General features: G+C 67.1%; 24 protein-coding genes and 1 tRNA gene. 13 read left to right on the top strand and 12 right to left on the bottom strand.

The annotated features are described in order from the left end of the window. Window positions 1–4 precede the first annotated feature (4 nt). Window positions 5–1,258, bottom strand: a complete 1,254-nt coding sequence (locus tag K3551_RS00220; RefSeq protein WP_259916595.1) for a DNA polymerase IV — start codon at window positions 1,256–1,258, stop codon at window positions 5–7. Window positions 1,259–1,369: 111 nt separating this feature from the next. On the opposite strand from K3551_RS00220, the gene K3551_RS00215 reads away from it, so the two are divergent. The 3 genes from K3551_RS00215 (at window position 1,370) to K3551_RS00205 (ending at window position 2,823) form a co-directional block, all read left to right on the top strand. Then, entirely contained in the window at window positions 1,370–1,585 is a 216-nt protein-coding gene (locus K3551_RS00215; RefSeq protein ID WP_259916593.1) for a hypothetical protein, read from the top strand. Between the two features lie 63 nt (window positions 1,586–1,648). Next, entirely contained in the window at window positions 1,649–2,542 is an 894-nt protein-coding gene (locus K3551_RS00210; protein ID WP_259916592.1) for an SPFH domain-containing protein, read from the top strand. Beyond that, window positions 2,542–2,823, top strand: a complete 282-nt coding sequence (locus K3551_RS00205; protein ID WP_259916591.1) for an NfeD family protein — start codon at window positions 2,542–2,544, stop codon at window positions 2,821–2,823. Before K3551_RS00210 ends, K3551_RS00205 begins: the two co-directional genes overlap by 1 nt. Before the next feature lie 203 nt (window positions 2,824–3,026). Here K3551_RS00205 and pyrF read toward each other — a convergent pair whose 3' ends face one another. From pyrF to tsaD, 6 genes are all read right to left on the bottom strand, one after another. Beyond that, window positions 3,027–3,725 carry an orotidine-5'-phosphate decarboxylase gene (gene pyrF, locus K3551_RS00200; protein ID WP_259916590.1) on the bottom strand — a complete coding sequence of 233 codons (699 nt, stop codon included), beginning with the start codon at window positions 3,723–3,725 and terminating at the stop codon, window positions 3,027–3,029. 347 nt (window positions 3,726–4,072) lie between these two features. Beyond that, window positions 4,073–4,261 (bottom strand): hypothetical protein, encoded by a 189-nt coding sequence (locus tag K3551_RS00195; RefSeq protein ID WP_259916588.1) that lies wholly within the window; start codon window positions 4,259–4,261, stop codon window positions 4,073–4,075. A gap of 49 nt (window positions 4,262–4,310) precedes the next feature. After that, window positions 4,311–4,733: an EVE domain-containing protein gene (locus K3551_RS00190; protein WP_259916586.1), complete on the bottom strand. Its 423-nt coding sequence runs from the start codon at window positions 4,731–4,733 to the stop codon at window positions 4,311–4,313. Beyond that, complete coding sequence (locus K3551_RS00185) at window positions 4,730–5,002, bottom strand: YciI family protein (protein WP_311199749.1); 273 nt, start codon at window positions 5,000–5,002, stop codon at window positions 4,730–4,732. Before K3551_RS00185 ends, K3551_RS00190 begins: the two co-directional genes overlap by 4 nt. After that, window positions 5,002–5,910 carry an NAD(P)H-dependent glycerol-3-phosphate dehydrogenase gene (locus tag K3551_RS00180; RefSeq protein ID WP_259919688.1) on the bottom strand — a complete coding sequence of 303 codons (909 nt, stop codon included), beginning with the start codon at window positions 5,908–5,910 and terminating at the stop codon, window positions 5,002–5,004. The genes K3551_RS00185 and K3551_RS00180 overlap by 1 nt, the downstream gene beginning before the upstream one ends. 47 nt (window positions 5,911–5,957) lie before the next feature. Continuing rightward, entirely contained in the window at window positions 5,958–7,040 is a 1,083-nt protein-coding gene (gene tsaD / locus K3551_RS00175; RefSeq protein ID WP_259919686.1) for a tRNA (adenosine(37)-N6)-threonylcarbamoyltransferase complex transferase subunit TsaD, read from the bottom strand. Between the two features lie 57 nt (window positions 7,041–7,097). On the opposite strand from tsaD, the gene K3551_RS00170 reads away from it, so the two are divergent. The 4 genes from K3551_RS00170 to K3551_RS00155 all read left to right on the top strand — a co-directional run bounded on the left by K3551_RS00170 (window position 7,098) and on the right by K3551_RS00155 (window position 11,002). Continuing rightward, complete coding sequence (locus tag K3551_RS00170; RefSeq protein ID WP_259916584.1) at window positions 7,098–7,802, top strand: uroporphyrinogen-III synthase; 705 nt, start codon at window positions 7,098–7,100, stop codon at window positions 7,800–7,802. 54 nt (window positions 7,803–7,856) lie between these two features. After that, window positions 7,857–9,281 carry a COG4223 family protein gene (locus tag K3551_RS00165; protein ID WP_259916582.1) on the top strand — a complete coding sequence of 475 codons (1,425 nt, stop codon included), beginning with the start codon at window positions 7,857–7,859 and terminating at the stop codon, window positions 9,279–9,281. Window positions 9,282–9,290: 9 nt separating this feature from the next. After that, entirely contained in the window at window positions 9,291–10,874 is a 1,584-nt protein-coding gene (locus tag K3551_RS00160; RefSeq protein WP_259916580.1) for a heme biosynthesis protein HemY, read from the top strand. A gap of 55 nt (window positions 10,875–10,929) precedes the next feature. Beyond that, window positions 10,930–11,002, top strand: a tRNA-Thr gene (locus K3551_RS00155). A gap of 332 nt (window positions 11,003–11,334) precedes the next feature. On the opposite strand, the gene K3551_RS00150 is transcribed toward K3551_RS00155, so the two are convergent. Continuing rightward, window positions 11,335–12,291 (bottom strand): formylglycine-generating enzyme family protein, encoded by a 957-nt coding sequence (locus K3551_RS00150; protein ID WP_259916578.1) that lies wholly within the window; start codon window positions 12,289–12,291, stop codon window positions 11,335–11,337. A gap of 107 nt (window positions 12,292–12,398) precedes the next feature. Next, complete coding sequence (locus K3551_RS00145; RefSeq protein WP_259916576.1) at window positions 12,399–13,373, bottom strand: LysR family transcriptional regulator; 975 nt, start codon at window positions 13,371–13,373, stop codon at window positions 12,399–12,401. A 110-nt stretch (window positions 13,374–13,483) separates the two neighbouring features. Here K3551_RS00145 and uraD point away from each other — a divergent pair, with 110 nt between their 5' ends. From uraD to K3551_RS00115, 6 genes are read left to right on the top strand one after another with little or no spacing between them, the layout of a single operon-like run. Next, window positions 13,484–14,068 (top strand): 2-oxo-4-hydroxy-4-carboxy-5-ureidoimidazoline decarboxylase, encoded by a 585-nt coding sequence (uraD, locus tag K3551_RS00140; RefSeq protein ID WP_259916573.1) that lies wholly within the window; start codon window positions 13,484–13,486, stop codon window positions 14,066–14,068. Continuing rightward, complete coding sequence (locus K3551_RS00135) at window positions 14,065–14,553, top strand: tripartite tricarboxylate transporter TctB family protein (RefSeq protein ID WP_259916571.1); 489 nt, start codon at window positions 14,065–14,067, stop codon at window positions 14,551–14,553. Before uraD ends, K3551_RS00135 begins: the two co-directional genes overlap by 4 nt. A 3-nt stretch (window positions 14,554–14,556) precedes the next feature. After that, the gene (locus K3551_RS00130; protein ID WP_259916570.1) at window positions 14,557–16,074 is read left to right on the top strand and encodes a tripartite tricarboxylate transporter permease; all 1,518 of its coding nucleotides are present in this window, start codon (window positions 14,557–14,559) and stop codon (window positions 16,072–16,074) included. Window positions 16,075–16,106: 32 nt separating this feature from the next. Further along, window positions 16,107–17,063 carry a tripartite tricarboxylate transporter substrate binding protein gene (locus tag K3551_RS00125; RefSeq protein ID WP_259916569.1) on the top strand — a complete coding sequence of 319 codons (957 nt, stop codon included), beginning with the start codon at window positions 16,107–16,109 and terminating at the stop codon, window positions 17,061–17,063. Between the two features lie 56 nt (window positions 17,064–17,119). Beyond that, window positions 17,120–18,031, top strand: a complete 912-nt coding sequence (locus tag K3551_RS00120; protein ID WP_259916567.1) for a BMP family ABC transporter substrate-binding protein — start codon at window positions 17,120–17,122, stop codon at window positions 18,029–18,031. Continuing rightward, the gene (locus K3551_RS00115) at window positions 18,028–18,405 is read left to right on the top strand and encodes a hydroxyisourate hydrolase (protein ID WP_259916566.1); all 378 of its coding nucleotides are present in this window, start codon (window positions 18,028–18,030) and stop codon (window positions 18,403–18,405) included. Before K3551_RS00120 ends, K3551_RS00115 begins: the two co-directional genes overlap by 4 nt. Window positions 18,406–18,412: 7 nt before the next feature. On the opposite strand, the gene K3551_RS00110 is transcribed toward K3551_RS00115, so the two are convergent. Genes K3551_RS00110 through K3551_RS00100 form a run of 3 tightly spaced genes read right to left on the bottom strand, consistent with a single transcriptional unit; the run spans window position 18,413 to window position 20,650 of the window. After that, window positions 18,413–18,910, bottom strand: coding sequence for an OsmC family protein (locus K3551_RS00110; RefSeq protein WP_259916564.1), 498 nt, complete (start codon window positions 18,908–18,910; stop codon window positions 18,413–18,415). A gap of 32 nt (window positions 18,911–18,942) precedes the next feature. After that, window positions 18,943–19,872 carry a 3-keto-5-aminohexanoate cleavage protein gene (locus K3551_RS00105; protein WP_259916562.1) on the bottom strand — a complete coding sequence of 310 codons (930 nt, stop codon included), beginning with the start codon at window positions 19,870–19,872 and terminating at the stop codon, window positions 18,943–18,945. Between the two features lies 1 nt (window position 19,873). Next, the gene (locus tag K3551_RS00100) at window positions 19,874–20,650 is read right to left on the bottom strand and encodes a cyclase family protein (RefSeq protein ID WP_259916559.1); all 777 of its coding nucleotides are present in this window, start codon (window positions 20,648–20,650) and stop codon (window positions 19,874–19,876) included.

Below are 20,650 nucleotides of genomic sequence, written 5' to 3'. Positions count from 1 at the left end.
CGCCCTAGCGCAGCGCGCGCCCCTTCACGATGGCATCGCTGCCGAACCTTGCCCGAATCGCATCCGTTGCCCGTTCGGCGGCGGCGCGTTTGCCCGCCTGCGGGTCCAACAGGTCGCCCGCCCTGTCCGCCTGATCCGCCGCGACCAGATCCGAAACCCCGACCCCGATCAGCCGCACCTGTCCCGTGCGTCCCACCGCGTCGAACAACGCCCGCGCCTCGCGATAGATGCGGTCGGCCATCTGCGTCGGCTCAGACAGGGCGTGGCGGCGGGTGATGGCGCTGAAATCCGCGCGTTTCAACTTCATCGTCACGACGCGCCCGGCCATGCCCTTGGCCTTGGCCCGGTCGCTGACCTGTTCGGCCAACCGCCACAGGTGACCATCCAGGATGTCGGCATCGTCGGTATTCTCGTTGAAGGTCGTCTCCTTGGAGATCGACTTGACCGGACGATTCCGGCTGACGGCGCGCCGGTCCTCGCCCCGCGCCAGATGCCACAACCGGTCCCCCATCGACCCGAATCGCCGCCCCAGGTCGCGCCGGTCCCAGCGACGCAGGTCGGATATGGTGTGAATCCCGGCCTTGCGCAGCGACTCCTGCCCGACGGCCCCGATGCCAAAGATGATGCCCACCGGTTTGTCGGATAGAAAGTCCTGCGTCTCCGCCCGCCCGATGACTGAAAAGCCGCGCGGTTTGTCCAGGTCGCTGGCGATCTTGGCCAGGAACTTGTTGTGCGACAGACCGATCGACCCGGTGATGCCAATCTCTTCCTGCATCCGCTTGACCAGCCGCGCCAGCATCACGGCGGGCGGGTGGCCGTGCAGTCGTTCGGTGCCGGTCAGGTCGAGGAAGGCTTCGTCCAGCGACAACGGCTCGATGGCGGGGGTCAGTTCCTCCATCAGGGCGCGCACCTGTTGGCTGACCTCGACATAGAGCGACATCCGCCCCTTGAGGACCACCGCCTCGGGGCAAAGTTCCAGCGCCTTGAACATCGGCATCGCGGACCGCACGCCCCGGATGCGCGCCACATAGCAACAGGTCGACACAACGCCCCGGCGCCCGCCGCCGATGATGACGGGCTTGTCGGCCAATTCGGGGCGGTCGCGTTTCTCGACCGAGGCATAGAAGGCGTCGCAATCCATATGTGCCACCGACAGGCTGTGCAGTTCGGCGTGCCGGGTCACACGCGGGCTGCCGCAGGACGGGCACCGGCGCGCGTTGTCGAAGCTGTGCAGGCATTGGCGGCAAAGGGCGGGCATGGGGGACAGTCTAGCGCCCCCTGCCCGGGACCGGAACCGCGCAGAGGAGGGAACCGCCCCCCGCCCCTCGGGCGTTTCCAACACAACCAACCTGCAAGCCGGAGCCGCCTCATGACCGATGTACGCCCCACCCCCGACCACGGCACCGCCCCACCCAACGGGTCCAGCCATGCCGCCGTGGACGCACCGCGATCCAGTCGCGCCAAATGGGGCCTTGCGGCGATGGTTGGCCTGATCGTTGCCATCCTGCTGGTCGCGTTCCTTTTTGCCGACGAGGCACCCGAGGGGGCCGAGGCCGAAGGGGTGATCGTCCCGGCCGAGGGTTGACGCCAGTGCCCCCGGGGCGCACCTGACTTAGCTTGAGTGCACACAGCCCCGAGGGGACAGGTCATGGACATCGAACAGGAACTTCTCCGCTTTGCGGGCAACAACGCGGTGCTGATCGCGCTGGCGCTGTTTGTCATCGTCTGCATCATGCTGGGCGTGCGGATCGTGCCGCAGTCCGAGAAATACGTGGTCGAACGGTTCGGGCGCCTGCGCTCGGTTCTGGAACCCGGCATCAACCTGATCGTGCCGTTTCTGGACAAGGTGGCGCACAAGGTGTCGATCCTGGAACGTCAGCTGCCCAATGCCAGCCAGGACGCCATCACCCGCGACAACGTCCTGGTGCAGGTGGAAACCTCGGTCTTCTACCGCATCCTCAGCCCTGAACGCACCGTATACCGGATCCGCGACGTCGACGCGGCCATCGCCACCACGGTCGCAGGCATCGTGCGTGCCGAAATCGGCATGATGGAGCTGGACGAGGTGCAGTCGAACCGTGCCGAGGTCATTCATAAGATCAAGACCCAGGTGGCCGATGCCGTCGACGACTGGGGGATCGAGGTGACGCGGGCCGAGATTCTGGATGTGAACCTCGACAAGCAGACCCGTGACGCCATGCTGCAACAACTCAACGCCGAACGCGCCCGCCGCGCCGCCGTCACGGAGGCGGAGGGGCACAAGCGCGCGGTGGAGTTGAACGCCGACGCAGAGCTCTATGCCGCCGAGCAAACCGCCAAGGCCCGCCGTATCGCCGCCGACGCAGAAGCCTATGCCACCGAAGTCGTGGCCCGCGCCATTGCCGACAACGGGCTGGAGGCGGCGCAGTATCAGGTTGCCCTGAAACAGGTGGAGGCCCTGACCAAGCTGGGCAACGGCACCGGGTCGCAAACCATCGTGGTGCCTGCGTCGGCGATGGATGCCTTCGGCGAGGCCTTCAAGATGCTGAAGGGCAAGGTCTGATGCTTTGGTGGGCCTGGATTGTCGCGGGCCTGGTGCTGGCCATGCTGGAAATGCTGGTCCCGGGTTTCATCCTGTTGGGCTTTGCCATCGGCGCGGCGCTGGTCGGGATGGGCCTGTTGCTGGGCATCTTGGGGCCGTTGGTGGCACTTGCGGGGGGCTACGGGTTTCCGGCGCTTCTGGTCGTCTTTGCGATCCTGTCCTTGCTGGCCTGGATTGCCCTGCGCCGTGTGTTCGGGGCACCGGGGCGGGCCAGGACGTTCGATCAAGACGTGAACGACTGATCGACAGGGCCTGTGCGCCTGCCATGGGGGCGCAGCCAACGTCCAGAACGGGAGCGGTCGCCGCAGTGGTCGCGGTCAGGACACGCGTCATTGCAGGCCCGAACCGCACAGGTGCGGACACTGAACCCTGGGGACTGGCCCGACGTGGCCGGGCGAGCCTTGGTTCAGCCCCTCACCGGGTGCGCGCGCGCGCCGCGAGCGGGTCAGCCAAGTTCGGCCAGAACAGCGCGCGCGGCGGCCGCCGGATCGGTCGCGCCATGGATGGGGCGCCCGACAACGATGTGATCGGCCCCGGCCGCAATCGCCTCGCCCGGTGTCATCACCCGTTTCTGATCCCCAAGCGCCGCACCTGCGGGTCGCACGCCGGGCGTGACGATCAGCTTGCCCGCGGCTTCGGGCAGGGCGCGGATCAGCGCGGCCTCCTGTGGCGAGGCGATGACCCCGTCGGCCCCGGCCTCCAGCGCGCGCGCGGCGCGGGTCGCGACCAGGTCGGGAATGTCGCCGGGTTGGATCAGCCCGTCGTCCAGATCAGCGCGGTCGAGCGAGGTCAGGATGGTGACCGCCAGGATCTTCATGTCCCCTTTGCCCTGCGCCGCCGCGCGCACGACGTGGGGGTCGCCATGTACCGTCAGGAAATCCAGGTCGAATTGCGCCAGGCCACGCACGGCGGCCTCGACCGTGGCCCCGATGTCGAACAGCTTCATGTCGAGGAAGATGCGCTTGCCGTGCTCCTCCTTCAGTTCGTTCGCCAAGGCCAGCCCGCCCCCGGTCAGCATGCCCAGCCCGATCTTGTAGAAGGACACCGCATCGCCCAGCTGCCCGGCCAGGGTCAGGCCGGCCAGCGCGTTGGGCACGTCGAGCGCCACGATCAGGCGGTCGTCGGACAGGTTCGGTTGGGACATGGGGGCCTCCGGCTCGCTGAACTTCGCGCCGGGGTAGGGCGCGGGCGCGCGGCTGTCCAGAGCAGAGGGGCGTGCCGCGCGCCGCATTGACCGGGTGTGGGGACAGCTGTGATATTTCGGCAGGGGGTCGGCGCGTCCAGATCGCCAAATTCCCGGGTCGAACTGATCAGCGGTTTGGAAAACTCTGACCCGACCCATGGCGCGCTGCGCGCTGCGCAAGTCGGCGTCGCCGCGACCTGTCGCAATTAAGGTCGACCGGGAAGTGTCCGCGACCGAAGGGGACGACCGACAGGGGCGGGCGTCGCATGCAAGGCCTGCGGGGATGGCCCCACGGTGACCGCAGCCGATCAGTCGCGGCTGGCGTGCAGCAGGCGGCGTTCCGCCTCGTCGTGGGTGCAGGTGGGATCGGCCGGGGCCGCGACGCGGCGGCGGGTCAAGCCGCCGTTGGGATGCCGTCGAATGACGGTTCCGGTGACCTTTCCGGCAATCAGATCGTGCTCGACGCCGGCGACATAGACGATGCGGGGCTTTGTCATATCCGTCTCCTTCGCGAACAAACGCTAGCAGAGAGGAATTAGTTTCCGGTTAATTCTGTTCGATCCCGCCCATGGCGCAAACCGTCTGCCATTCGGCCTCGGTGACCGGCTGCACCGACAGGCGGCTGTTGCGGACCAGGACCATCTCGGACAGCGCTTCTGTCGCCTTGATTTCAGCCAGGGTCACGGGTCGGGTCAGGGGGGCCACGGCGCGGATGTCCACGCAGTCCCAGCGGTCGTCGTCGGTGGTACTGTCGGGATGGGCCGTGGCACAGACCTCGACGATGCCGACCACGGCCTTTTCCCCCTGCGAGTGGTAGAAGAACCCGCGATCGCCCAGCGCCATGTCGCGCATGAAATTGCGCGCCTGGTAGTTGCGCACGCCGTCCCATTCCTCGCCCGTCTCGCCCCTGGCGGTCTGATCGTCCCATGACCAGACGCCGGGCTCTGACTTGAACAGCCAGTACTTCACGCGTTGATGACCCGGTTCCACTGTTCGATTCGCACCTCAGAAAACAGGCCCGCAACGGCATAGGGATCGGCGGCGGCAAAGGCCTCGACGGTGGCGCGATCGTCGGTTTCAAAGATGATCAGGGACCCGCACATTTCGCCGGCCGCGTTCAGAAAGGGCCCTGCCTGGCGCACGGTTTCGCTGGCCTTCAGGTGGGCGATATGCGCCTCGCGGTTGGCCATGCGCAGGGCGAGGCTGTCGGGATTGTCGGTGCAGATCAAGGCAAACATCAGGGGCTCCATTCCGTGGTCAGGTCGCGGGTCAGCAGCGACCGCATGGCATCTTTTACCGTCAGCGCGCCCGCGACAAGGCCTGCCGTCGCCGCGCTGACCGGCATGTCGACACCGTGATCGCGGGCGACATCCAGGGCCGCGCGGGCAGTGGCGGCCCCCTCGACCGTGGCCTGGGGCGGCGTCTCGCCCCGGCCCAGCGCCAACCCCAGCGAGAAATTCCGCGACGCGGGCGAGGCGCAGGTCAGCGCCAGATCGCCCAGCCCGGACAGGCCCATCAAGGTTTCCGCCCGCGCGCCCATGGCCTGAGCCAGGCGCATGATTTCGGCCATGCCGCGCGTCATCAACGCGGCGCGCGCCGATTCGCCCAGACCCGCCCCGATGGCGGCCCCACAGGCGATGGCAATGACGTTCTTGAGCGCGCCGCCGATTTCCACACCCGTCGTATCCGTCGTCCGGTAAAGCCGTAGAACAGGCGTCGACAGCGCCCGTTGCAAGGCCGCGCCCACGGCGTCGTCGGCGCAGCCAAGCGACAGCGCCGTCGGCAGGCCACGCGCGATGTCGGCGGCGAAACTGGGTCCGGACAGAATGGCGGGAACGGATGCCGGCAGCCCCTGACGGATCAGGGCGATGGGGCCGCGACGGGTGGCCAGGTCGATCCCCTTGCAGGCGGCGACGGCATGGCGCGGCGCGAGGGGGGCCAGATCGGGCAACAGGCCCCCGAGGCTTTGCATCGGAACGGCCAGCAACAGGGTCTCACACACGGCCAAAGCGGTCAGATCCGCGGTCGGATGCAGACCCTCGGGCAGGGACACGCCCGGCAGGCGCGGCAAGGTGCGGGTCCCGGCGGCGGTGGCCATCGTGTCTGCGTCCCGGCCCCAAAGAAGGACCTCGCCGCGGGCGGCCATGCTGACCGCCAGGGCCGTGCCAAAGGCACCTGCGCCAACGACGCCGATCACGCCTTGGCCCCCCGCTTGCCTGAGCCCAGCATCGGCGCGGAGGTTTGGTCCAACGGCCAGCGCGGGCGCGCGGCCAGGGTCAGGTCGTCACGGTCGCCGCCGGCAAACCGCTCCGCCCCGGCCCAGGCGATCATGGCGGCGTTGTCCGTGCAGAGCGTCAGGGGCGGAGCGACAAAGGGCAGGCCCGCGTCCCGCGCGACATCCTGCAGGGCCGCGCGCAGTCGTCCATTCGCCGCCACCCCGCCCGCGACGGTCAGCGCGGTCATGCCGGGGCATTGAGCCAGCGCGCGTCGCGTCTTTTCTGCCAGCACGTCGCGCACCGCCTCCTGAAAGCCGTGGCAAAGGTCGGCGCGTTTCCCGCGCGGCAGGCCACCATGTTCCGCCACAAGATCGTCGCGGGCCCGCAGGACGGCCGTCTTCAGCCCCGAAAACGACATGTCGCAACCGGGTCTGTCCAGCAGGGGGCGGGGCAGGCGGACCGTGCCTTCTGCCTGCGCGGCGCAGACCTCGACCGAGGGGCCGCCGGGCTGCGGCAGGCCCAGCAGGCGGGCAACCTTGTCGAAGGCTTCGCCGGGGGCGTCGTCGATGGTGCCGCCCAGCCGGGTGAAGGCATCCGGCCCGTCGACCCGCAGAAACTGACAATGGCCACCCGAGACGAGCAGCATCAGATATGGATAGGGGACCGCATCGGTCAGGCGCGGCGTCAGGGCATGGCCCGCCAGGTGGTTCACGCCGATCAGGGGCAGACCCGCCGCGGCCGCCAACCCCTTGCCGCACATCACCGCCGCTAACACGCCGCCGATCAGGCCCGGACCGGCGGTCACCGCCACCGCATCGCAATCGCGCAGCGCAACACCCGCCACGGCCAAGGCGTCTTCGACCGCGAGGTCGATCTTTTCGGCATGGGCGCGCGCGGCGATTTCCGGCACCACCCCGCCAAAGGCCGCATGCAGCGCGTCCTGCCCCATGACCACATTCGACAGGATCTGTGCCGCACCATCCGCGCGTCGTCGGACAACGGCAGCCCCGGTATCGTCGCAGGAGCTTTCCAGCCCCAGAATAAGGTGGTCTTGTGCCATGATGCGCCGGGGTCCAGTGTCGTCCTCCATCTAGCCATCCCCGTCCGGAGTGACAACGTGCCAGCCCCGTTACTGCCCGTCCTGCTGACCCGGCCCGAAGCCGCGTCTCTGCCGTTGGCGCGGGATTTGCGGGCCCGAGGGGCAGAGGTCGTCGTCTCCCCCTTGTTGCGGATCGTGCCCGTGGCCGCCCTGCCGCAGTTGGCTGCGGGGCTGATTTTCACCTCGCCCAACGGGGTCGCGGCCTATCGGGGATTGGGCGGGCCGCCCGGCCTGCCGGTCTGGTGCGTGGGGCCGCGCACGGGGGCCGAGGCACAGGCGGCGGGGCTGGACCTGCGGGGCACGGCACCGGATGCGGCGACGCTCGCCCAGGCGATCCCGGCCGACGCGCCGCCGCTTTTGCATCTGCGGGGCGCGGTGCAGCGTGGTGATCTGGCGTCCGATCTGCGGGCGCGTGGTCTGGCGGCACAGGACGCGGTGATCTACCGGCAGGATGCGCTGCCGCTTTCGGCTCCGGCGGTTCGGGTGTTGTCGCGCCCGACGCTCGTGCCGCTTTATTCGCCCCGCACGGCGGGTTTGCTGGTGGCGGGCTGTCCGGCGGGTCTGTTGGCAAATCTGCGCCCGCTCGCGCTCAGCGCGGCGGTTGCGCGGGCACTGCCCGTTTCCGCGCCGATTGCCAAAACGCCCGACGGTGCGGCAATGTATCGAGCGATACTAAGTGCCGTTTTCGGATCGACGGTTGAGGGACCCCCGCGTTCGCACTAGGTGTTGCTAGCCCGTCCGGATCCGTTCCGGACCCTGCGAGTCGGAGGGAATGCGTTGGCGCGCAAGAAGAACACCAGCAAGACGAACGAGCCCGAGGCCGAAACGCCACAGGACGATACCCTGCCTGCCACCGAAGGCGGAGCGCCGGAGGCGACCCCGATCGCGGACGAAGCGGTCCCGCCAAGCGACGTGATCGAAGACGCGGAGGTCGTGTCTGTAGATGGGCATGATGCTCAAGCCGATCCGACAGTGCCCGACGCAGAGGCGACGGACGCGGATGCCGTGTCGGAGGGGGCCCCGGAGGCGTCCGCCGACGCCGTGACCGCAGACGAGTCCCCCGCAGATGAGGTTCCCGCGGGCGGCGCGCCGTCTGACGAAGTCACTCTGGCCGATGGTGCCGGCACGGTCGTCATTCCGCCCCAGGGGGAGGAGCCGACCGCCAGCGCCGACCCGGTCGAGGACCGGGACGCGAAGCAGGCGCAGGCGCCGCTGCCCGTGACGGCACCGCCCCCGCCCGCAAAAAGCGGCCCCGGCTTCCTGCCTCTGGTGCTTGGTGGGTTGATCGCCGGCGGCATCGGTTATGGCGTCGCCACTTTGACCGAGACCCCCCCGCCGCCGCCCGCAGAGATCGACATGTCACGGGTAGACGCGTTGGAGGCACAGATCGCCGCGCTGACCCCCGCCGATGTGGATTTGACGGGGGTGGAGGGCGCGCAGGCGGATCTTTCCGCGCGTATTGATGCGCTGGCTGCCAGGCTCGACGCCGTCGAAGGTCGGGACATTGCCAACGCCCAGACGCAGGCCGCATCGGCGTCCACCGCAGATATCGCGTCCGAGGCCACCGAAACGCTCCGCGCTGAACTGGTGGCGCTGTCCGACGATCTGGCGGCGCTGCGCCAAGACGTCGATGGTCTGCCGCGCGTGGACGCTGAACTGGCTGACCGCGTTGCCGCCGTCGAAGCTGGGTTGCAGGACATGTCGGTCGAAGCCGCCTCGATCGAGGCCAGCGCCGAGGATCTGGCGCGCGATGCCGCTCGCAATCAGATGCGCCTGGCCGTCGACACCGGACAGCCGTTCACGGAGCAAGTCGATTTGCTGGGCGATGTGCCGCCTGCGCTGTCTGACATGGCCGAAGGCGGGGTTCCGACCACGTCCGCGCTGGCCTCTGATTTCCCGGCAGTCGCCCGTGCCGCCCTGCGCGCAGCACGATCTGTCACCCCGGACGACGGCAACCCGCTGACCGCGTTTCTGCGCCGTCAGACAGGGGCCCGATCCCTGGAGCCGCGCGAAGGCGACGACCCCGACGCCGTGTTGAGCCGCGCCGAGGCCGCCGTCAGGATGGGGGATATCGACGCCGCCCTGGCCGAGATCGAGACGCTGCCGCCCGAGGCCCAGAACGCATTGTCGGCCTGGACCGACAGGGCGCGCGCCCGCGCCGGGGCAACCGCCGCCCTGCAAGACTATTTTGAGACTGAGTGAGGATCCGCAATGCTTTGGTCGCTTTTCAAGATCCTCCTGTTTGTCGCCATGGTCGTGGCGCTGGCCTTTGGGGTCCAGGCCCTGTTGGCCATGTCGGGCGAGGTTATCGTCCGCTTCTCCGGCCAGGAAATGGTCCTGTCGCCCTTGATGGTCCTGCTGGGGGCGCTGCTGCTGATGCTGGCGCTTTATGTGCTGTTCAAGCTGGCGGGCCTGTTGATTGCGGTGCTGCATTTCATCAACGGTGACGACACGGCCATTGGCCGCTATTTCGAACGCAATCGCGAGCGGAAGGGGTATCAGGCGCTGTCCGATGCTCTGGTCGCGCTGGCGTCCGGGGACTCCCGCGAGGCGGCGTCCAAGGCGCAGAAAGCCGAAAAATACCTGCAACAACCCGAGGTGACGACCCTTGTCGTGGCCCAGGCTGCCGAAGCGGCGGGCGACAAGGCGCGCGCCACGGAGGCCTGGAAAACGCTGGTCAAACACGACCGCACCCGGTTCGTCGGCGTGCGGGGATTGATGCGCCAGAAGCTGGAAGAGGGCGATACCGACACTGCCATGAAACTGGCGGAGAAGGCCTTTGCCATCAAACCGAAACATGTCGAGGTTCAGGACGTTCTGTTGCGCCTGCAGGCCCGCGACGAAAACTGGGACGGCGCGCGCAAGGTCCTGACCGCCAAGCTGAAATCCGGCGGCTTGCCCAAGGATGTCTACAAGCGTCGCGAGGCGGTGCTGTCGCTGGCCGATGCCCGCGCGCAAGTGGCCAAGGGGGCGGGCGACAAGGCCCGGCACGAGGCCTTGGAGGCAAACCGCCTGTCGCCCGAACTGGTGCCCGCTGCGGTCCTGGCGGCCCGAATGTTGATCGAAAGCGGCGAGAAGAAGCGCGCGGCCAAGGTCATCAAGGCCGCGTGGCAGAAAACCCAGCATCCCGATCTGGCCGCAGTTTTCGCCGAAATCGAACCTGACGAGACGCCCGAGGCCCGCTTGCGCCGCTTTCAGGCCCTGCTCAAGATCGTGCCCGGATCGCCCGAGACCAAGATGCTTGAGACAGAGCTGCATCTGGCGGCCGAGGATTTCCCGGCTGCGCGGCGGGCGCTGGGCACCCTGTACGAGACCCGACCCACGGCGCGCGTCCTGTCGATGATGGCGGCGATCGAACGGGGCGAAGGTGCCTCGGAGGCGGTGGTGCGCGGTTGGCTTGCCAAGGCGCTGGGCGCGTCGCGCGGGCCTCAGTGGGTCTGCGAGAATTGCGGCACCGTGCATTCGGCCTGGGTGCCGGTCTGTACCTCTTGCGAGGCCTTCGACAGCCTCAGTTGGACAGAACCGGCCAACGCCGCAGCCGCCACCAGCGCCTTGCCGTCCGACATGTTGCCGCTGCTGGTCGGTGGCCCGACTGACACCCCCGCGGATGACCTGCCGGTCGTGACACCCGAGGTGACCCACCCCCCCGTGGCCGAGCCGGTGAACACCGTGGTCGATCCCGAGGTCGTGGGCACGACCCGCGACGTGTCCGAGCCGGTCGTGATCCCGGTCGGAGAGGCACCGGGTAACGGCGATGTGCCCGAAGAGACGCCGTCTGCCGCGTCACGAAACTAAGCAAAATTCGGGGCTGGAAACGGCCCCGGACCCCTGCTAGAGAGCCGCCCACGGAGCCGCTGTAGCTCAGCTGGTAGAGCACGTCATTCGTAATGATGGGGTCGGGGGTTCGAGTCCCTTCAGCGGCACCGTATTCACTTCCAGATATGGTAAGGGAACCCGATAGGCCTAATTTTAAGGGGCCTTGCAGACTTGCAGACTGTGACGGGCTTTTGCTTCCGGTGAACACCGCGCGTTCCTCCCAAACAGGGTCACAAGACGGCCCGCCGCCCGCGCTCCGTGATCGGTGGGGCTTTCGGCCTGCAGTTGCGAAGGGCGCGGAGTAGAGCCATCCGACTTTGGCGCTGAACTTGTTGCACGGGCAGGCCAAGACACGGCGCGGTCTTCAATTGATGGTCCTGCTGATTGTTCCACGACCCGGAAGAACCTGCCAAAGGGGGCGTGCGGTCGATGCCAGGGATCAGCGTTCCTGCGGCCAGATCACCCGGAACCCTTGATGCGGTGTCGCGCTGTCCGGTGACGTGCCGGAACGGGCGGCGATCCTGTAGCGGTAGCAGTAGGACGCGTGACACAGGAACGAGCCGCCCTTGGACAGTTTGTAGCCCTTCATGCCCGCCAGGCGTTCTTTCACCTGTTTCTTGAGCGAGGCGATGCGAAAGGGGTCCGCAGTCCATTCCCAGACGTTCCCCACCATGTTGAACAAGCCGTACCCATTGGCCGAAAAGCTGCCTGCAGGGGCGGTTGTCAGATAGCCGTCCGCGGCTGTGTTGGTCTCCGGAAAACGCCCCTGCCAGATGTTGCAGGGTGTGTGGTCGGTCTCGTTCGGCTCCGCGTTGCCCCAGGGGAAGCGGACGTCGCGCAGCCCGCCCCGCGCGGCATGTTCCCACTCGGCCTCGGTCGGCAATCTGCCGCCCGCCCATTTCGCATAGGCCTGCGCGTCGTTCCAGGACACCTGCACGACCGGATGATCCGGATGCCAGGCTGCGTCCATCGTGTCGGGGCCATTGATATCGCGCCAATTTGCCCGATCCACGCGTCGCCACCATTCGGTGCCGACGATCCCCTGTGTCGGACCAACCGACCGGGGCACCTGGGCCCAGAAAACGAAGGACCAGCCGAAGCGCTCGGCCTCTGTGATGTAGTCGGTGGCCGCGACGAAATCCGCGAACTCAGCGTTTGTCACGCTGTTGCGCCCCATTCGGAACGGCGAAATCCGGGTAGTTCGCAGGGGCGACTCTCCGTCGTCGGCGATCTGCGCGTCGTGCGTGCCCAGCAGACCGCGACCGCCGGGAACAGGGGCGGCGGCGTCCTTCAGGACCCGCGCCGCCGCGGGGTCGACCGCGATTTCACCTTTTGTCAGGGGCGGGGCGGCGCGCGGGGGCGTGCAGCAGGGTTTTGCGGACAGGAGGTCAGTCATTGCATCAGGTTAGCCCGCCCTGCCGACAGGGTCACGCCACGAACGGGGCACCGCGGCATGCATTGCCCCGCGCCCGGACCACAGGCGACGCACGACACAATGCGGCGTCACGGGTGCAAGGTTTCGGTCTGATAGCCTGATTGGTCGTTGCCCGGCTTGTCCCCTTCCAGGGCGGTCAGCCTTGCGGGGATCATCTCCGACAGGGCCTCGCCCACCAGGCGGGCGGCGCGGGGCAGGCTGCGGCGGGCGTCGACTGCGATGTTGATGGTTTGGGGACGCAGGCCCTGATCGGTCAGGGGAACGAAGCTCAGGCTTCCGGTTTCCAACTCCCGCAGGGCATCAAGCTGAGAGGTGATCGCCAGATAGTCGCCCGAGATCAGCGCCTGTTTCAGGAATTGAAGCGAATTGGTGACCAGCGCCGGCTCGGCCTGGTCGAACAGCCAGCCATAGCGTTTGTCGAGGTATTCGCGCACCGGCAAGACCCTGCTTTGCGCGGCCAGCGGGTGCTTTGCGGCCTCGCTGAGCGTCGTGCCCGCTTGTCCCCAGAGCGGATGGCCGCGCCCGACGACGCAGCCGAAGGGCAGGGGGGCGGACCACAGGACATGGCGCGCCTTGTCGGGGGGCAGGTTGAAGGCGAGCGCGAGGTCGATGCTGCCGATCTCGAGTTCGCGCGCTGCCTCTTTTGGCGTCATGATGTCTATTGCGAAGCGAATCCGCTGATAGCGCCCCGAAAAGATCGTGACGAAATCCGGCAGGATCGAGTTGGCGAGGCTGTCCATCGCGGCCAGGCGGACGGTGCCGAATTGCTCTCCGCGCATGGCGCGCAAATTCTCTTCCAACCGGTCTTCATCTGCGCGCCACCGTCGCGCCAGCAGAACCACCGCCTCCCCTGCGGAGGTCAGGCGCATACCGCGTGGATGTCGTTCGAACAGAGGGGTTTGGCAGGCGTCTTCCAACGCGATGATCTGTCGGTCGATGGCCGAGGCCGCGATGCCAAGCGTCCGTGACGCCCCCTGGACGGAGCCGATGCGCGCAACCGCCTCCAGGTAGGTCAGGGTGCGGGGCAGGATATGCAGTGCCATGGGATCTCGGGTGCCTAGCGTTGCCGTTTTGAGAATGCAGAATGGATTTTTTTGTAATAGATGGCAACGACAACCCGGTTCTAGGTTTGATCCGACATCCGGGGGATCAGATGCAGGACAGAGCACCGCTCAGCTTTTCGATCGATACGTTGAACCGCGCCACGGACACCCAGGCGGCGGCGATGATGGATCGGATCGTCGAGCGGTCGGCCTGGTTGGCGCATCGTGCGGCCGCCGCGCGGCCATTCCGCGATGCGGCGGATCTGGCCACCTGGTTGGAGACGGCGGTGCGGGCGTTGAGCCATGAAGACGCCGTGCAACTGCTCTGCGCGCATCCGGAACTATCGCCGCCCCACCCCACAGAGATGACGCAGGCGTCGCAGCGGGAACAGGGACGCTTGCGCCTGCTGGATCCCGATACGGCTCTGGCGACGCGGCTGACGGATCTGAACCGCCGCTACCTGCGCCGCCACGGCTATCCCTTTGTCATCGCGCTCCATGCGCAGACCGATCTGGCCAGCGTTCTGACAGCGTTCGAGCAGCGTTTGAACGCTGACCCGGAGGAGGAGCTGGCCCGCGCCCTGGACGAGGTCGCCTCGGTCATGAAGGCGCGGCTTGCCGCGCTGACCGGCGGCCGGTCCGCCCGCGCCATTCCGGCGTCCGCCGCCACCATCAGAGGAGACGACGCCCCATGAGACAGCTCCTGCTGCGCCTGCGCCGAAACGAAGAGGCGGCCCGACCGCCGCATGCCTATCTGGGGGCCTTGGGTGGCGTGGGGCTGTTCGCGCTGGCCCTGGTGTTCATCCTGGGTGGGGTCGACCTGGGCGTCGGTTCGCCCAGGCGTCTTGGCACCGGGGCCTTTCCGGTGCTGACGGGGGGCATCCTTGCGCTGCTGGCCCTGGCGGTCATTGCCGCCGATCTGCGTGACCGGTCGGATGCGGAACGCCCGGACTGGATTTCCTTCGTGGCAATCGGCGCGGCCCTGGCGGTCTTTGCGCTGACGGTGGGGCGGATCGGTCTGGTGCCCGGCGTCTTTCTGACGGTGATCACGGCCAGCCTGCCGGATCCGTCCCTGCGCTTTCCCGGCAAGATGGCGCTGGCCGCATTGGTGGGCGTGGCCTGCTGGGGGCTGTTCATCGGGGTGATCGGCCTGCCTTTCGACGCCTTCAGGGGGATCTGAGCGATGGAGATCCTTGCAGGTTTCGGCAATGGGTTGCTGGTCGCGATGGAGCCGGCGAACCTGTTCTATTGCTTCGTCGGCGTGTTCCTGGGCACCTTCATCGGCGTGCTGCCGGGGATCGGGTCCATGGCGGCGATCTCGATGATCCTGCCGCTGACGTTTTACCTGGAGCCGACGGCTGCCCTGGTGATGATCGCGGGCGTCTACTACGGCGCGGAATACGGCGGGTCCATCGCCTCGATCCTGATGAATATTCCCGGCACGCCGTCGTCGTCCATCACCTGCATCGACGGCTATCCCATGGCGCGCGAGGGCCGCGCGGGCATCGCGCTTTTCGCCAGCGCCATCGCGTCCTTTGGGGGCGGCATCGTGGGCATGCTGGTCATGGCGGTCCTGGCACCGGGTCTGGCAGAACTGGCGCTGAATTTCGGGCCGACGGAATATTTCGCGGTCATCCTGCTGGGGCTGGTCGCCGCCTCGGCGGTGTCGAACGGCAGCCCCCTGAAAGGCATCGCCATGGTCGTCACCGGTCTGATGCTGGGCACCGTGGGCGTCGACATCACCACCGGGGCCGAACGTTTCACCCTGGGCATCCCGGAGATGCGCGACGGTGTGCATCTGGTGATCGTGGCCATGGGCCTGTTCGGGGTGGGTGAGCTGATCGTGTCAATCCGTGCCAACGCCCAGGGCGCGCATCAGAATGAAATCGACTACGCCAAATTCTACCCCACCCGCGCCCAGTGGAAGGCAATGTTCGCCCCGATCATGCGCGGGGCCAGCATCGGCAGCTTCTTCGGGGCGCTGCCGGGCACCGGGCAGACCGTCGCCTCGGCGGTGGCCTACGCGGTCGAAAAGAAGATCTCGCCCAACCGCGCCAATTTCGGCAAGGGCGCGATCGAGGGCGTCGCCGTGCCCGAGGCGGCCAACAACTCCGCCACGCAGACCGCCTTCATCCCGACGTTGACCCTGGGTGTGCCCGGCAGCGCGTCCATGGCCCTCGTGATCGGGGCGCTGATGATGTACGGCATCGTGCCCGGCCCGCGCCTGCTGGTGGAACATTCCGATCTGTTCTGGGGGCTGGTCGCCAGCTTCCTGATCGGGAATGTTCTGTTGCTGGTGCTGAACATTCCGCTGATCGGGCTGTGGGTGCGGCTGCTCAAGATCCCCTACCGCTACATGTATCCGACGATCATCGTTCTGATCTGCGTGGGCGTCTATTCGCTCAACAACAACGTCTTCGACATCTGGCTGACCCTGGCCTTCGGCTGGGCGGGCTATCTGATGCGCCTGTTCCGGTTTGAGCCGGCCCCCTTTCTGATCGGTTTCGTCCTGGGCCCGATGATGGAGGAGCAGCTGCGCCGGGCGATGCTGTTGTCACGGGGCGATGCCACCGTTTTCCTGACCCGCCCGATCAGCGGGACGCTGATCGCCATCACGGTGCTGATCCTGGCCTATGCCGTCTTTTCCGCGCTGCGCCGCAGGCGGGCCCGCCGCCGCGCACTGCTTGCCTCTCAAACCTGACTTCCGAAACCTCCAATCAAGGACCTACTGAAATGAAACAGATCCTCACCTTCGGCACGGCCGCCCTGCTGATGGCCACGCCCGCCCTGGCCGAACCGGGCAAATGGACCGATGAGCCGGTGCGCATCGTCGTCACCTTCCCGCCCGGCGGGACCAGCGACCTGATCGCCCGCGTCCTGGCCCAGTATTTCGAGAGCGAGTATGGCCAGAAGGCCGTGGTCGACAACCGCCCCGGCGCGGGCGGTACCGTGGCGGCCGACTTCGTGGCCGATCAGGACCCGGACGGGACAACCCTGATCCTGGGCAACAACGCGCCCTTTACCATCGCGCCCACCCAGTTCGAGGATCTGCCCTACGACCCGATGGGCGACTTCACCCATATCGCCTATCTGGGCGCCTCGACGCCCGCGCTGTTCGTGCAACCCGACTCGGGCATCACCTCGCTCGAGGCTTATATCGACCAGGCCAAGGGCGAGGGCATCACCTATGGGTCGTCCGGGGTCGGGTCGATCACCCATATCCTGGGCCAGGCCGTCGACGGGGCGCTCGGGATCGAGCAGATCCACGTCCCCTATCAGGGCAGCGCGCCCGCGATTCAGGATTTCCGTGCCGGGGTGCTGGAGGCCTATTACGACATGGTCGCGTTGAACCGGGACCTGATCACCGAGGGCGAGACGCAGCCCATCGCCCTGGCCGCGCCTGCCCGTTCGCCGCTGTTCCCTGATATCCCGACCTTCCGCGAGCTGGGCCATGATGTCGTGATCGAGAACTGGACCGGTCTGTCCGGGCCCGCAGGCATGGATCCGGCCATGGTCGAGACGATCAACGATACCGTCGCCGAGATCATGCAGCTGGACGCGGTGATCGCGCAGCTGGCCCAGTTCGGCATCGCCCACACGCCCATGGAATCCGCAGAGTTCACGACCTTTGTCGAAGACGCCATCGCCACCTGGGCACCGCTGATCCTGTCGGCCAAGGTCAACGGCTGATCCAGCCTGACGGCGGCGCGCCCCGGTGCGCCGCCGTATCATGAGAAAGAGACCGGATGCGTATTTCAATCTTGTTCGTAGGGGCGCTGCGCGACGGCGGCTTCAACCAATCCGCCCTTGATGGGGCGGAAAGGATGCAAGCCGATCCCGCGGCTGGCGAGATCGAGATCGTGGACGGCATCCCCTATGATCCCGCCGCGATGACCAGCGCGCTGAAGGCGGCGGCTGGACGCTCGGATGGGGTGGTCTTTGTGGGCGGGCAGGGCAACCTTGTGACCCCACCGGTGGCCGAGGCCTTTGCGGAATGTGCCTTTGCTGTCGTTCAGGGCGCGGTCACGGCTCCAAACCTTGCCAGCTATGACGTCCTGCAGGAACAATCGGCCTTTCTTGCCGGTGTGCTGGCGGCGCGGCACACGCAGACCGGCTGCGTCGGCCACTTGTCCGGTCACCGTGTCGTGCCGGGGTTGAAGGGCCGCGCGGCTTTTGCCGCCGGTGTCCGTCATGCCGACCCGGATGTGCGTCTGATCACCGGCTTCTGCGGAACGCAGGACGACAGCACCGTCACCGAGGCCTGGGCCACGCGGATCGCGGACGCCGGGGCGGATGTGTTGTTCACCATGCTCAACGCCGCACGCGACGGGGCCACCCGTGCCTGCCGCGTGACCGGCATGCGCCAGATCGGCAATGTCACCGATTGGTGCGCGGCGGAGCCGGAGGTGTTTGTCGCCTCGGCCCTGGCACGTATCGACCTGGGGGTCGTGCGCGCCGTGCAGGACATGCGTGCGGGCCGGGGCGCAGGGTCGATCGTGCGGCTTGGCCTGGCAGAGGGGGCCGTGGGGCTGGCCATGGGGCCAGAGGTTCCTGCGGGGTTGCGGACCAGGATCGACGCCACCGCCGCGCAGGTCTCGGCGGGGGAGTTGCAGGTTTCCACGACCTATGACGGCCCCGAGATAGAGGCCGCGGCATGAGCGTGGCCCCGCAGCCGCAGGCGGGCGGCATCTCGGTTCACGCCGTCGACGTGGCGCGTGGCATCCCGGCTGCGGGGCTGTCGGTGCGGCTGCTCCGGCTTGATCCCGACCCGGCAGAGATCGTTCATGACGTCTGCGCCCCGACTGGCCACTTGCCGCATCCGATGGTGGACGGGCAGGGTGTGACGCGCGGGCTCTATGAGGTGCGCTTCGGCGTCGGAGACTACTACCGGCAGAGCGGTTGGGACCTGCCCGAGCCGTCCTTCGTCGACACGGCCGTCTTTCGGTTCGGGATCGACCGGGTGACGGAACACTTCCATCTGCCGTTCAAGTTCACGCCCTGGGGCTTTTCGCTGTTCCGGGGCGGGGCCTGACGCGACCCTAGCGAAGCCGCAGGAACCCGCCTTCGGTCTTCAACCGGTGCGTGACGGTATTGGCCTGCGACAGGGTCTGTTCCACGAAACACCCCTTCTTGGCCGCCTCGATCAGGGCGATCTGCTCTTCGAGAGGGTTCGGGCTGTCCAGCAGGATGTCGATGTCAAAGCTCTTGGGCGCGGTTTCGTAGATGCGGCCCACCGGCGTCCATTGCCAGACGATGCGGCAGTCGACCTTCAGGTCTGTGATCTCGACGTTCATCCGTTTCGCAAAGGCCCGCAGCTGCGTCATGATGCACCCTGTCAGCCCGCTGATGAAATGCGCCAGCGGGGGCGGCGCGGTGGCGTCGCCGCCATGAAACGGGCCTTCGTCGGTGGCCATCGCAAAGCGTTCTTCCATCGGGTGTGTCATGCGCACATCCAGATCGTTGCGCATCTTGCCTGTGGCATGGCCCGAACAGGTGAAGATGACCTCTAGGGGGTCTTTGGGTTGGTCGACGGTCATGGCGTCCTCCGGGATCTGATTGGCAGCAAGGGTCAGAAACTGACCTTGTCGGTCCCCTTGAGGCCCAACATCGCGCGCGCCTCGGCGGGGGTGGCGATGGCATTGCCCTGCAACTCCAGAATCTTGCGCACCTTTTCGACCTGCTGGGCGTTCGACGTGGCAAGGCGACCCTTTTCGATGAAGAGCGAATCCTCCAACCCGACGCGCACGTGGCCGCCCATCTGTGCCGCGACGGCGGCCAGCTTCATCTGTTGCCCGCCCGCGCCGATCACCGACCACTGGTAGTCCGTGCCGAACAGCTTGTCGGCGGTCCGTTTCATGAACACGAGGTTGTCGATATCGGCGGCGATCCCGCCCAGGATGCCCATCACGAACTGCAAGAAGATCGGAGCCTGAAACATCCCCTGTTTCAGGCAGAACGCCAGATTGTAGAGATGCCCGACCTCGTAGCATTCATGTTCGAACTTGGCGTGATGCGGGGCCCCGCCCATGGTGGCGGCGACCTGTTTGATATCGGCAAAGGTATTGCGGAAGATACCGCCCTCGGACCCCCGGATATGCGCCTCCTCCCAGTCGAACTTGTAGCTGTCGTAGCGGTCGGCCAGCGGATGGCAGGCAAAGTTCAGCGACCCCATGTTGAGCGAACACATCTCGGGCGAGGCGGCGGCGGCGGGGGCCAACCGGTCCTCGATGCCCATGGTGATGCTACCCCCGGTCGAGATGTTGACGATGGCGTCCGTCTCGGCCCGGATGATCGGCAGGAACGCCGCGAAATGCGCCGGATCGACCGAGGGGCGGCCGTCTTCGGGGTTGCGGGCGTGCAGATGCAGGATCGCGGCCCCGGCGTGGGCGGCGTCGATGGCCTGCCGCGCGATGTCTTCGGGCCGGTAGGGCAGGGCGTCCGACATGGTGGGCGTATGGATCGCGCCGGTGACGGCGCAGGTGATGATCGTCTTGGGCATGTCAGTCCTCGAGGATGGCGACCGCCCGGACGAACCCGGCAGAGGCGGCTTTGATCTTGAACGGGAAGCAGGAGACGGTGAAGCCAGCCCCCGGCAGGGCGTCGAGGTTGGCCAGCTTTTCGATGTGGCAATACCCGATGTCCATGCTGGCGCGGTGGCCTTCCCAGATGACGCCGGGATCGCCGGTTTCGGCAAACCGCTCTGCGGTCAGCGGAAAGGGGGCGTCCCAGCTCCAGGCATCGGTGCCGGTGACGCGGACGCCCTGTTTCAACAGGTGCAAAGTCGCGTCGCGGCCCATGCCGCAGCCCCGCATCAGGTAATCGTCGTGGCCATATCGCGCGCCGGCGGCGGTGTTCACCAGCACGATATCAAGCGGTTGCAGGACATGGCCGATCCGGTCCAGTTCGGCGTCCACCTCTTGGGGCGTGACGATGTGGCCGTCGGGCAGGTGGCGGAAGTCCAGGCGCACGCCGGGGGCAAAGCACCATTCCAGCGGGACCTCGTCGATGGTGATCGCCCGTTTGCCGCCATCCATTGTGGAATGGTGATGATAGGGCGCGTCCAGATGGGTGCCGTTGTGGGTGTAGATCGTCAGCTTCTCCAACGCCCAGCCATCCCCGCCCGGCAGCTGGTCGGGGGCAAGGCCCGGAAAGAATCCGGCCATCTGCGCGGCGGTGTCCTTGTGATCGAAGTATTCGATCTGCGGCAACATGATCTCCGGGTCGGAGGGGATCTCCGCCTCCAGTGGGACGGATAGGTCGATGAATCGTCGTGACAT

It is taken from the genome of Jannaschia sp. M317 (genome assembly GCF_025141175.1).
In the GTDB taxonomy this organism is placed as follows: Bacteria; Pseudomonadota; Alphaproteobacteria; order Rhodobacterales; family Rhodobacteraceae; genus Jannaschia.
Note: the sequence above shows the minus strand (reverse complement) of the source record. Positions and strands in the feature narration are given on the sequence as shown.